Here is an 11,791-nt window from a genome sequence, read left to right on the forward strand (position 1 = left end):
ACGCTAATCACAGTGAAGGGCAACAGTGTGTGTCCGAACGGCGGCGAAAATCGTCATCGCAGCTCAGCCTGCGACGCCTCGATCGCGCGAATCAGGTCGGCAACCTCCGGGCCCTGCTCAAGGATTGCCCGCGATGAGTTGACCAGCACCTGCGGCCAGGCGGAGCCGAACCCTGATCGCAGCTGTGCGGCCGTGGCTCCCTGGGCGCCGTATCCCGGGGCCAGCAGCGCAGGCCGGCCGGCTGTGAGATCTATCCCGCTGCTGCTGGCCAGGGGCGCGGTGGTAGCACCGACGACGAGCCCAATATCACCTAGCGCTGTCTCACCCACCGCTGTCTCACCCACCGCTGCTCCATCCGGCGCCGGCCGCGCTGTGTTGATCTGCTGGACTTGGGAGGCGATGTGACCGGCCACTGTGGACGCCGAGCTCGCCCCCGGGGCCACCTCCTGCTCGCGCCTGGCCAGCTGCACCTGTTGCCCCTCGGGGTTGGAGGTCAGAGCCAGCACAAACAGCCCGCCCCGGTAGCGTTGGGCGGCTTCCACCGCCGGGGCCAGGGAGCCGAATCCGAGGTAGGGGCTGACGGTCAGCGCGTCGGCGCCGAAATCGTTCTGCGGGTTCAGCCAGGCCTCAGCATAGGCGGCCATTGTGGAGCCGATGTCTCCGCGCTTCGCGTCGGCGATGACCAGCAGGCCCGCCTGCTTCGCCTCGGCGATGATGTCCGCCAAGGCGGCCATCCCGCCGAGGCCGCAGCTTTCGAAGAAGGCCACCTGAGGCTTGACCGCGGCCGCGCGGCCCGCTGCCGCGGTGATGATGCGGCGGCCGAACTCACGCAGCCCTGCGGCGTCGTCGTTGAGCCCCCAGGCGGTGAGCAGGCCCGGATGCGGGTCGATGCCCACACACAGCTGCCCATAGGCCCGATAGGCCTCAGCAAGCCGAGCCCCGAATCCCGGCTGCGACAGGCTCACGCGGCCCCTGCGGCGGTGAGACCAGCCTGGTGCAGCCGTGCCGCGTGCTCCTGCAGGGAGGCGACGGACCAGCTGAAGGTGCGCTGGGCTTCGATGGCTTGGACGGCGGCGCCGAACCCGGCCACCGTGGTGATCACCGGGAGTCCCAGGCTGGTGGCGGCGGCGCGGATCTCGTAGCCGTCGCTGCGGGCATCGCCGCCGCTGGGTGTGTTGAGGATCAGATCAATGCGTCCGGCCTCCATCAGCTCCAGCACAGTTCCGCTCTCCTCCGGGGTTTCGGCGATCTTGCGCACCACTTCGCAGGAGATGCCGTTGCGACGCAGCACATCGGCGGTGCCGCCGGTGGAGACGATTCCGAAGCCAAGATCCGCCATGCGCTTCACCGGCATGACGATCCCGCGCTTATCCCGGTTGGCCACTGAGACGAAGACTTTTCCGGAGCTGGGCAGCGGATTGTTCGCCGCCAGCTGGGACTTGGCCATCGCGGTGTCGAAGTGCTTATCGATGCCCATCACCTCACCGGTGGAGCGCATCTCCGGGCCCAGCAGCGAGTCGACGACGCGGCCGTCGGTGGTGCGGAACCGTGCGAAGGGCAGCACGGCCTCCTTCACCGCGACCGGTGCGCCCGGGGGCAGCTGGGACCCGTCGCCGGCTTCGGGCAGCATCCCGGCGGCCGCGTGCCCGGAGCCGGCGCGGAGCTCGGCGATGCTCACCCCGGTGCCGATCAGGGCGGCAGCCTTGGCCAGCTGCACCCCGGTGGCCTTGGACACGAAGGGCACGGTGCGGGAGGCCCGCGGGTTGGCCTCGATCACGTAGAGCACATCGGCGGCGAGCGCGAACTGGATGTTGATCAGTCCGCGCACCCCCACTCCGGCTGCGATCGACGCTGTCGCCTCGCGGACCCGGGCCAGCACCTCGGGGCCCAGGGTGATCGGCGGCAGCACGCAGGAGGAGTCCCCGGAGTGGATGCCGGCCTCCTCGATGTGCTCCATGATGCCGCCCAGGTACAGGTCGGTGCCGTCGAAGAGCGCGTCGACGTCGACCTCGATGGCATCTTCGAGGAACCGGTCCACCAGCACCGGGTGCTCGGCGCTGACCTCGGTGGCGTGCCGGATGTAGCGAGCCAGGCCGGGCTCGTCGTAGACGATCTCCATGCCCCGGCCGCCCAGCACGTAGGAGGGGCGCACCAGCACCGGGTAGCCGATGGTGTCGGCGATCGCCTTCGCGTCCTGGAAGCTCACCGCCGTCCCGTTCTTCGGAGCCACCAGCCCCGCACCGGTGAGCACCTGGTCGAAGGCCCCGCGGTGCTCGGCGAGGTCGATCGCCTCCGGGGAGGTCCCCAGGATCGGCACACCGGCCTCGGCGAGCTGGCGTGCCAGCTTCAGCGGTGTCTGCCCGCCCAGCTGCACGAAGACGCCGACGACTCCCCCGGTGCGCTCCTCCGCGGCGATGACCTCCAACACGTCCTCCAGGGTCAGCGGCTCGAAGTAGAGCCGGGTGGAGACGTCGTAGTCGGTGGAGACGGTCTCCGGGTTGTTGTTGACCATGACCGTCTCGTAGCCGGCATCCCGCAGCGCCATCGTGGCGTGGACGCAGGAGTAGTCGAACTCGATGCCCTGCCCGATCCGGTTGGGCCCGGAGCCCAGGATGATCACCGAGGGCTTCTGGTGCCCGGTGATCTCGTCCTCCATGTCGTAGCTGGAGTAGTGGTAGGGGGTGAACGCTTCGAACTCGGCGGCACAGGTGTCCACAGTCTTGAACACCGGCCGGATCCCCAGGGCGTGGCGCACCCCGCGCACCACGGCGGGATCCATCGAGCGCAGCCGCCCGATCTGCTCGTCGGAGAAGCCGTGGCGCTTGGCCCGGCGCAGCACGGCGGCATCGAGTTCCGGTGCTTCGCGGGTGGCGTCGCCGACCTCGTTGATCAGCTGGATCTGGTCCAGGAACCAGGGGTCGATGCCGGTGATCCGGTAGATCTCGTCTAAGTCGGCCCCGGCGGCCAGCGCGTGCTGGACCTGGTAGATCCGATCGGTGGTGGGGGTGGCCATCTGCTGCAGCAGGGTGGCAAGGTCGGCGTCGTCGTCGAAGGTGAATTCGCTGCTGCGCTGCTCCAGGGAGCGCAGGGCCTTCTGCAGCGCCTCGGTGAAGTTCCGGCCCAGGGACATCGCCTCCCCCACCGACTTCATCGTGGTGGTCAGCGTCGGGTCCGCGGCGGGGAACTTCTCGAAGGCGAAGCGCGGGACCTTGACCACCACGTAGTCCAGGGTGGGCTCGAAGCTCGCCGGGGTCTTCTGGGTGATGTCGTTGGGGATCTCGTCCAGGGTGTAGCCCACGGCCAGCTTGGTGGCGATCTTGGCGATGGCGAAGCCGGTGGCCTTGGAGGCCAGCGCCGAGGACCGGGAGACCCGCGGGTTCATCTCGATGACCACCACCCGGCCGGTGTCAGGCTCCACGGCGAACTGGATGTTGCAGCCGCCGGTGTCCACCCCGACCTCACGGATGATGTTGATGGAGATGTCGCGCAGCTTCTGGTACTCGCGGTCGGTGAGTGTCATCGCCGGGGCCACCGTGATCGAGTCGCCGGTGTGCACGCCCACCGGGTCGAAGTTCTCGATGGAGCACACGACGACGACGTTGTCGTTGGAGTCGCGCATCATCTCCAGCTCGAACTCCTTCCACCCGAGGATGGACTCCTCCAGCAGCACCTCGTTGGTGGGTGAGTACTGCAGCCCGGCGCCGGCGATGCGGTGCAGGTCGGTCTCGTTGTAGGCCATGCCGGAGCCGAGCCCGCCCATGGTGAAGCTGGGGCGCACCACCATGGGGTAGCCCAGCTCATCGGCGGCGCCGCGCGCCTCCTCCATGGAGTGGACGATCAGTGACTTCGCCGACTCCGCGCCGCAGCGCTCCACGACGCCTTTGAACTTTTCGCGGTCCTCGCCCAGCTCGATGGCAGCAATATTGGCTCCGATCAGCTCCACCCCGTACTCGTCCAGGGTGCCGGTCTTGTCCAGGGCGATCGCAGCGTTCAGCGCAGTCTGGCCGCCCAGGGTGGGCAGCAGGGCGTCGGGACGCTCCTTGGCGATGATCTTCGCGATCACATCGGCGCTGATGGGCTCCACGTAGGTGGCGTCGGCGAACTCGGGGTCGGTCATGATGGTGGCCGGGTTGGAGTTGACCAGAATCACCCGGATGCCCTCTTCTTTGAGCACCCGAAGCGCCTGTGTTCCGGAGTAGTCGAACTCGGCGGCCTGGCCGATCACGATCGGGCCCGAACCGATCACCAGCACGGAGTTGAGGTCGGAGCGCTTAGGCATTTGTCTGGTGTCCTCCTGTGGCGGCGGGGGCGGAGTCGGCGGTGGTGGTCTCAGCGGCACTGGGCCGCCGGTCGGTCGGGGCAAGGGTGTCGGCGCCGGTGAGCTGTGCGCCGCTGCGGTGGGCGGTGATGAGTTCGACGAACCTGTCGAACAGGTAGGCGGAGTCGTGCGGGCCGGCGGCGGCCTCGGGGTGGTACTGAACGCTGAAGGCGGCAATGTCCAGGCAGCGCAGCCCTTCGACCACCGAGTCGTTGAGGCTGGAATGGCTGACCTGGACCCGGCCGTAGCGCGACTCGGGCGCGGTGAGGGTCTCCCCCACCGGTGCGTCGACGGCGAAGCCGTGGTTCTGGCTGGTGATCTCGACTTTTCCGGTGGCGTGGTCCATCACCGGCTGGTTGATGCCGCGGTGGCCGAAGGTGAGCTTATAGGTGTCGAAGCCCAGGGCCCGGCCGAGGATCTGATTGCCGAAGCAGATGCCGAAGAACGGGGTGCCGGAGTCCAGTATCTCTCGCAGCAGGCTGATCTGCTCCTCCGCGGTGGCCGGGTCGCCCGGCCCGTTGGAGAGGAAGACCCCGTCGGGCTTCAGCTGCGCGATGGTGGAGAAGCTGGTGTCGGCCGGCAGCACGTGCACCCGCAGTCCGCGCTGGGCCATGCGCACCGGCGTCATGTGCTTCATCCCCAGATCCACCGCGACGACGGTGCCCAGCGGTTCGCCCTGCCACTGGTGCTCTGCGGGCTCCACGAGGTAGGCCTCCTCCGTGGTGACCGTCTGGGCCAGCCGGGCGCCGCGCATATCGGGCTGCGCCCGCACTTCAGCCAGCAGCTCGGAGTGCGGCCGGGCGGCGGCCTCGCCGGAGAAGACCCCGGCCTTCATCGCGCCCCTGTCCCGCAGCCGGCGGGTGACGGCCCGGGTGTCGATGTCTTTGATGGCCACGATCCCCTGGGCGGTGAGCTCATCGTCCAGGGTTCCGATCGCCCGCCAGTTGGAGGCCCGGCGGGCGGCGTCGCGGACCACGTATCCGGCCGCCCAGATGCGGCGCGACTCCGGGTCCTGATCGTTGACGCCGGTGTTTCCGATGTGCGGTGCGGTCTGGACCACGATCTGCTGGAGGTAGGAGGGGTCGGTGAGCGTCTCCTGGTAGCCGGTCATACCGGTGTTGAAGACTGCTTCGCCCAGGGCGGTGCCGGCTGCGCCGTAGGCCGCACCCTCGTAGACGGTTCCGTCTTCGAGGATCAGCAGCGCAAGGGTGTCTGTGGTGCTCATGGGGTAGGCGGCGTCTCCTTCTACAGGTGGGGGCTCTGGGCTGAGGGCGAGTCGGTCTCAGCCTCCGACGGCGGGCTGTTCGGTTCGGTGTTCGGCTGGGTGCTCGGCGGGGTGTGGGGTGTGCGGCTGCTCAGGGCCTGCAGCAGCGACTTGCCCTCGGCGGCGTGCCGGGGCCGGAACCCGGTGGCCACCTGAGTCTCCCCGAGGGTCCAGCCGATGATGATCGTGCCGTCCTTCTCCACGAACTTGCCCACGATGCCGTGGTCGGTGCCCGCATACTGAAGCTGCTGGGCGGGAATGAACCAGTTGCGCGCCCCGGAGCGAAAGATCGCTATTCCGTGGGGAGGCGGGGGCTGGTCCGCCGACGCCTCGGCCCAGTGGACCTCCACCCGTCCCACCGTGCGCAGGCCCAGTTCGTGCACGGCGACCCGGTCCAGGTAGTGCTCCCCCTTCACCGTGCCGATGACCATGCCCTCCGCGGCGATCTCGGGTTCGGACTCGATGAGCTGGGCGGGGACCTCGACCGGGGCCTCAAGATCACGCTGGCGGCGTTTGCGATTGCGCCAGCCCAGCCAGATGAGTGCGCAGAACACTGCGATGATCCCCAGGGCGATCCAGAGGTAGTTCAGGTAGGTGCCGGTCATATCCGGTGCGGTGGTGAGAATCATGCTGCTCTCCCGGTCAGTGAGGTGGCCAGTTCACCCTCGGCGAGGGTCGGGTGGCCGGCCAGGAACGTGTAGCGGACCCGGCCGGGCAGCTCGAGCCCGGCGAAGGGCGAGTTGCGGCCCTTGCTGGCGTGAGACTCCGGGCGGATGGGACCGGCGGCCTGCGGGTCCACCAGGATCAGGTTGGCTGGCTCACCGGCTTGCAGCGGCCGGCCCTGGTGCTGATGGCCGTAGATGCGTGCGGGTTCGGTGGAGGTGACCTCGGAGAAGCGGCGCCAATCCATCAGCCCGGTGGAGATCATGGCGTGGGCCACCACCGGCAGGGCGGTCTCCAGGCCGGTCATACCCATCGCGGCCTGCGCCCATTCGCACTCCTTGGCCTGGGTCGGGTGCGGTGCGTGATCGGTGCCGATCACGTCGATGACGCCCTCAGCCAGACCCTGGCGCAGCGCGTCGACGTCGACGCGGGTGCGCAGCGGCGGGTTGACCTTGTATACCGGGTTGTAGGAGGTCACCAGCTCGTCGGTGAGCATCAGGTGGTGGGGAGTGACTTCTGCGGTGACCGCCACCCCGCGGTCTTTGGCCCAGCGGATGATCCCCACTGAGCCGGCGGTGGAGACGTGGCAGATGTGCAGCCGGGCGCCGGTGTGCTGGGCCAGCAGCACATCACGGGCGATGATGGCCTCTTCGGCCACCGCTGGCCAGCCGGGCAATCCCAGGGTGGCTGAGACCTCGCCCTCGTTCATCTGCGCCTCGGCGGTCAGCGTCGGCTCCTGGGCGTGCTGGGCGATGAACCCGCCGAAGGACTTCACATACTCCATGGCGCGACGCATCAGCAGTGCGTTGTCCACACAGTGGCCGTCGTCGGAGAACATGCGCACCGCAGCGGAAGACTCGGCCATGGCTCCCAGTTCGGCCAGCCGCTCGCCGCCTAGGCCCACAGTGACCGCCCCCACCGGGTACACCTCGGACCAGCCGGACTCCAGGCCGAGCCGGTGGACCTGTTCGACCACACCGGCGGTGTCGGCCACCGGGGCGGAGTTGGCCATCGCGTGCACGGCGGTGAAGCCTCCCCGGGCGGCGGCGCGGGTGCCGGTCTCCACGGTCTCGGCGTCTTCGCGGCCCGGCTCGCGCAGGTGGGTGTGCAGGTCCACCATCCCGGGCAGGGCGATCAGCCCCTCCGCGTCGATGACGGTGACGTCCTCGTCGAGCTGCTCGGCGGCCTGGGAGCGCAGATCATCGCCGACGGCGGCAATCTGTCCCCCGCGCAGCAGCAGGTCCGCAGGGTCCTGGCCGTAGAGCCGGGCTGAGGTGATCAGGGTGGCGCCGCTCATAGGCTGCTCCTGTCGTCGTCGTGGTGGCCACGGGATCCGGTCAGCAGCAGGTGCAGCACGGCCATGCGCACCGAAACGCCGTTGGTGACCTGCTCGGTGATGCGGGACTGGGCCGAATCTGCGGCGGCGGCGGAGATCTCCACGCCGCGGTTCATCGGTCCGGGGTGGAGGATGAGTGCGGGCGCCTCGGTCTCTGCCAGGCGCAGCTGGTTGACCACTGCCAGGCGCTCCTCGGTGAGCCCCCAGCGGCGGGCGTACTCGGCGGCGTTGGGGAAGAAGCTGCCGCCCATGCGTTCGGCCTGGACGCGCAGCATGATGACCGCGTCGGGTCCGGCGGCCAGTGCCTGGTCGAAGCTGTAGTGCACGGTGACCGGCCAGGACTCGACGCCCACCGGCAGCAGGGTGCCCGGTGCCACCAGTGAGACCGTGGCGCCCAGGGTGGTCAGCAGCCAGATGTTGGAGCGGGCCACCCTGGAGTGCAGGACGTCGCCGACGATCAGCACCCGCATGCCGGTCAGGTCGGTGCCGCGGGGGCTGGAGGCTTCCCCGTAGTGGGCGGCGTGCCAGTCCCGGCGCAGGGTCAGCGCATCCAGCAGCGCCTGGGTGGGGTGTTCGTGGGTCCCGTCGCCGGCGTTGACCACCGCCGCCTCGGACCAGTCGGAGGCCGCCAGCTGCGCCGGAGCTCCGGAGGATCCGTGGCGGATCACGATCGCGTCGGCGCCCATCGCATCAAGGGTCTGGACGGTGTCCTTCAGCGATTCGCCCTTAGACACCGATGAGCCTTTGGCGGAAAAGTTCACCACATCGGCGGAGAGCCGCTTGGCGGCGGCTTCGAAGGAGACTCGGGTGCGGGTGGAGTCCTCGAAGAAGAGGTTGACGACGGTGCGTCCGCGCAGGGTGGGAAGCTTTTTCACCTCGCGGGCGGAGACCCCGGTCATCTCCTCGGCAGTGTCGAGGATGCGCAGTGCCTGAGTGCGGGTGAGGTCGGCGGTGGAGAGCAGATGCCTCATCGGGTGATCATCACCGCCTCGTCCTCGGTGGCGACGTCGTCGACTCCTGCCAGCTGGACGAAGACCCGCTCCTCCCGGGAGGTGGGGAGGTTTTTTCCCACGTGATCGGCCCGCACCGGCAGTTGGCGGTGCCCCCGGTCGACCAGCACAGCCAGCCTCACAGCAGCGGGGCGGCCCAGGTCGGAGAGGGCGTCGAGCGCAGCGCGTACGGTGCGGCCGGAGAAGAGCACGTCGTCTACCAGCACGACTGTGGCCCCGTCGATTCCCGCCTGCGGCAGGTCAGTGGGCTCGGGGGTCCGGGCGCCGCCGCTGCCCAGATCGTCGCGGTACATGGTGATGTCCAGTGCGCCTACGGCGTCGTCGGGGGTGAAATCCGCGTCGATGCGGGCCAGGTTGGCTCCGAGCCGGTGAGCAAGGGGGGCCCCGCGGCGGGGAATGCCGAGGATGATCAATCCGTGGGTGCCGCGCTGGGCCTCCACGATCTCATGGGCAATGCGGGTCAGCGCGCGATCAATGTCGGCGGCACTCATCACCTGCGATGATTCGGCTGCGGCGTTCGGTTCGCTCACTCGAATGCCTCCTTCCTCGCCTCACTGGACGATGCTTAAAGGAGCGTGGCTGTGCAGTTGGTCTGCGGGGCAGTTGCTCTGCTGGAGCAACTCTACGCTATCGGGGCGTTCACTCTTCAACGAGGGTGGGTTTGAGCTTCTGGATCCGGCCGAGGACGCCGTTGACGAACCGTGGGGATTCCTCAGTGGAGAGCTGCCGCGACAGGCCGACGGCTTCGGAGACGGCGACCGCATCGGGAATTTCGGCGTTGTGGAGCAGCTCCCAGGTGCCGATGCGCAGCGCCATCAGGTCCACCCGCGGCATGCGGTCCAGAGTCCAGCCGCGCGCGTAGGTGGCCAGCAGCTCGTCGATCTCTTCGCGGTGCTCGGCGACGCCGGTGATGATGGTACGGACATAGTCGTTGACGACCATGTTGGCCTTGTCCACTCGGGTGGAGAGCACCTCGTGGGGGGTCTGCTCGCGCTGCTCCGCCTCGAAGAGGATCTCAAGGGCCCGCAGCCGGGCTTTGCTTCGTGTTGCCACTGTCAGCTGATCAGTTCAGGCTCAGCTGCTGACGCGGCCGAGGTAGTCGGAAGTCCGGGTGTCGACCTTGACCTTGGTGCCCTGGTCGACGAACAGCGGGACCTGGATCTCGTGACCGGTCTCCAGGGTGGCGGTCTTGGTGCCGGCGTTGGACCGGTCGCCCTGCAGCCCGGGCTCGGTGTAGGTGATCTCCAAGATCACCGAGGGTGGCATGTCCAGGTAGAGCGCAGTGCCCTCATGCATGGCGATGGAGACCTCCTGGGACTCCAGCATGAAGTTCGCGGCATCGCCGACCACGGTGCCGGGCACCATGATCTGGTCGAAGTCACGCAGGTCCATGAAGATGAAGTCCTCACCGTCCTGGTACAGGTACTGGTAGTCGGAGCGGTCCACTGTGGCGAACTCCACTTTGGCCCCGGCGTTGAAGGTCTTGTCCACCACTTTTCCGGTGGAGAGGTTCCTCAGTTTGGTGCGGATGAACGCCCCGCCCTTGCCGGGCTTGACGTGCTGGAACTCCAAGGTGTTCCAGAGCTGGCCCTCCAGCTTGAGCACGGCGCCGTTCTTGATGTCGTTGGATGATGCCACTCGTCTAACCTTCTGTTGTCACGGTGAAGCGGATACCAGCCCTTCATTCTACAGCCTCCAGCCGGGCCGCCTGCCACCCCCGACCGGCGTCCGCAGGGCTCCTGCTTGTGCGCAGAGCTGCAGCTCCACGATTCGGCAGAAGCCCCACGACCTGTGCCGCAGCAGCGCCACTATCAGGACAACCTCCACGTATGCAGGACGCATCCACACCTGTGAAGTCGCTCTGCAGCAGTAACCGAGACCAGTCATTGTGGAGCCATGGAACCGCTGACCCGCCCCCTGATGATGGCCACGGACACACCTGGTGACCCAGGGTGGGGAGAGTCGCTGGCCAAAGCCTTGGGGAAGGGCCGTCTGCTGCGACTGCGCCGCGGCATCTACGTGCCGGCCGCCCTGTGGTTTCGCTGCCATCCCTCCCAGCGGTATCAGTTGATGCTGGCCGCGGCCCACCATCATCTGCGAAGCCCGGTCTTCTGCCGGGAGTCCGCACTGGTCGCGCACGGGCTTCCTCTGCTGACCGTGCCCCCAAAAGGTCCATGTCCGAAAATACTCAGCCAGCTCGGTTCGCACCATCAGTCAGCCCTCACTGACCGGAAGACTTTCGTCCAGTGAGTTTTGGACACGCGCTCTCCACCACGGGGCCACTCAGGGTTTGAGCTACTCCGATGCGCTGTTCCGCGGATTCTCCACGGCCGGGCACAGTGTTCCACAAGGAAACGTACTGAAAAGAGCTGTGCCGGAAGTCAGTGCGCCCGAAGCGCGTGAGCATCCGGTGGAACAGCGCAAGCTCGTCCTGCCCTCCCTCGACGGCTCTGCCGATGGGACCCACACTCTGCCGGTGCACACTGAACCGCTGCAGCTGGCATTGGTGGACACCCTTTCTCGGCTTGATTTTGAGCATGGTTTGGTCCCCTTAGAAGCCGCGTTGAGACAGGCCGGGGCCCGAAGCTCTGAGCGCATTGATCAGCTGCAGCACTTAGCTGAGAGTCTGGTCTCCGCACGCGCCCGCCGTCGTATTGAGCAGCTGCTGGACTTCGCTTCACCGCTGTCGGAGTCTCCTGGCGAGTCGCTGGCCCGGGCCAGGTTCCGTCAGCTGGGATTCCAACAGCCCCAGCTTCAGGTCAGTATGAGCATCGACGGCGCCACCTACCGGGTCGATTTCCTATGGGAGGCTGCCGGTGTGGTGGCCGAGTTCGACGGCTGGAAGAAGTACGACCAAGGGTTCACCGCAGCGATGCGGCAGGAGAAGATCCGTGAGGATGCCATCCGCAGCACCGGACTGCTGATCGTCAGATTCTACTGGGAGGACCTGATGCAGCCGGACTGCACGCGCCTGGTGCAGCTGCTGACCCGGGCGGGCGTTCCGCGGATCACTCGGGCCTGAATCACAGGCTCCGCGCCGTCTTCACCCCGCCTTCGTCACCGTGCCGCCCCCTACTTCACACTTATCGCAGAGCTTCTGCCAGATCGTCGAGGTAGAACTCCACGCAGAGGCAGGACCTCTGCGATCGGGCGGCGGCACAGCCCGGTTTCGAACCGCGGCAAAGTCCGGCGGGTCCGGC

General features: G+C 67.8%; 11 protein-coding genes. 2 read left to right on the plus strand and 9 right to left on the minus strand.

Annotation, left to right across the window (positions count from 1 at the left end; translation table 11 throughout):
* Positions 1-53: 53 nt before the first annotated feature.
* The 9 genes from pyrF to efp all read right to left on the minus strand — a co-directional run bounded on the left by pyrF (position 54) and on the right by efp (position 10,229).
* Positions 54-965 (minus strand): orotidine-5'-phosphate decarboxylase, encoded by a 912-nt coding sequence (gene pyrF, locus FHX47_RS03605; RefSeq protein WP_343064287.1) that lies wholly within the window; start codon positions 963-965, stop codon positions 54-56.
* A complete protein-coding gene (gene carB, locus FHX47_RS03610) occupies positions 962-4,279 on the minus strand; it encodes a carbamoyl-phosphate synthase large subunit (RefSeq protein WP_183357484.1) in 3,318 nt (1,105 codons plus the stop codon). The genes pyrF and carB overlap by 4 nt, the downstream gene beginning before the upstream one ends.
* Complete coding sequence (gene carA, locus FHX47_RS03615; RefSeq protein WP_183357485.1) at positions 4,272-5,543, minus strand: glutamine-hydrolyzing carbamoyl-phosphate synthase small subunit; 1,272 nt, start codon at positions 5,541-5,543, stop codon at positions 4,272-4,274. The genes carB and carA overlap by 8 nt, the downstream gene beginning before the upstream one ends.
* A 20-nt stretch (positions 5,544-5,563) precedes the next feature.
* Positions 5,564-6,211: a PH-like domain-containing protein gene (locus FHX47_RS03620; protein WP_183357486.1), complete on the minus strand. Its 648-nt coding sequence runs from the start codon at positions 6,209-6,211 to the stop codon at positions 5,564-5,566.
* Positions 6,208-7,542, minus strand: a complete 1,335-nt coding sequence (locus FHX47_RS03625) for a dihydroorotase (protein ID WP_183357487.1) — start codon at positions 7,540-7,542, stop codon at positions 6,208-6,210. Before FHX47_RS03625 ends, FHX47_RS03620 begins: the two co-directional genes overlap by 4 nt.
* Positions 7,539-8,552, minus strand: a complete 1,014-nt coding sequence (locus FHX47_RS03630) for an aspartate carbamoyltransferase catalytic subunit (RefSeq protein WP_183357488.1) — start codon at positions 8,550-8,552, stop codon at positions 7,539-7,541. Before FHX47_RS03630 ends, FHX47_RS03625 begins: the two co-directional genes overlap by 4 nt.
* On the minus strand, positions 8,549-9,121 hold the full coding sequence (gene pyrR / locus FHX47_RS03635; protein ID WP_343064288.1) for a bifunctional pyr operon transcriptional regulator/uracil phosphoribosyltransferase PyrR: 573 nt from the start codon (positions 9,119-9,121) through the stop codon (positions 8,549-8,551). Before pyrR ends, FHX47_RS03630 begins: the two co-directional genes overlap by 4 nt.
* A gap of 109 nt (positions 9,122-9,230) precedes the next feature.
* On the minus strand, positions 9,231-9,644 hold the full coding sequence (nusB, locus tag FHX47_RS03640) for a transcription antitermination factor NusB (protein ID WP_183357489.1): 414 nt from the start codon (positions 9,642-9,644) through the stop codon (positions 9,231-9,233).
* 21 nt (positions 9,645-9,665) lie between these two features.
* Positions 9,666-10,229: an elongation factor P gene (gene efp / locus FHX47_RS03645; protein WP_183357490.1), complete on the minus strand. Its 564-nt coding sequence runs from the start codon at positions 10,227-10,229 to the stop codon at positions 9,666-9,668.
* Between the two features lie 258 nt (positions 10,230-10,487).
* Between efp and FHX47_RS03650 the strand changes: the two genes are divergently transcribed.
* Entirely contained in the window at positions 10,488-10,841 is a 354-nt protein-coding gene (locus FHX47_RS03650; RefSeq protein ID WP_183357491.1) for a hypothetical protein, read from the plus strand.
* Between the two features lie 40 nt (positions 10,842-10,881).
* Positions 10,882-11,613, plus strand: coding sequence for a hypothetical protein (locus tag FHX47_RS03655; RefSeq protein WP_183357492.1), 732 nt, complete (start codon positions 10,882-10,884; stop codon positions 11,611-11,613).
* The last annotated feature ends 178 nt before the right edge of the window (positions 11,614-11,791 follow it).

This window comes from Garicola koreensis, assembly GCF_014195445.1.
Lineage (GTDB): Bacteria > Actinomycetota > Actinomycetes > Actinomycetales > Micrococcaceae > Nesterenkonia > Nesterenkonia koreensis.

What these genes read in the sequence shown, in the direction of transcription:
- carB (WP_183357484.1), bottom strand. Translation starts at nt 4,279, where the DNA reads ATGCCTAAGCGCTCCGACCTCAACTCCGTGCTGGTGATCGGTTCGGGC.
- FHX47_RS03650 (WP_183357491.1), top strand. Translation starts at nt 10,488, where the DNA reads ATGGAACCGCTGACCCGCCCCCTGATGATGGCCACGGACACACCTGGT.
- FHX47_RS03630 (WP_183357488.1), bottom strand. Translation starts at nt 8,552, where the DNA reads ATGAGGCATCTGCTCTCCACCGCCGACCTCACCCGCACTCAGGCACTG.
- FHX47_RS03625 (WP_183357487.1), bottom strand. Translation starts at nt 7,542, where the DNA reads ATGAGCGGCGCCACCCTGATCACCTCAGCCCGGCTCTACGGCCAGGAC.
- carA (WP_183357485.1), bottom strand. Translation starts at nt 5,543, where the DNA reads ATGAGCACCACAGACACCCTTGCGCTGCTGATCCTCGAAGACGGAACC.
- FHX47_RS03620 (WP_183357486.1), bottom strand. Translation starts at nt 6,211, where the DNA reads ATGATTCTCACCACCGCACCGGATATGACCGGCACCTACCTGAACTAC.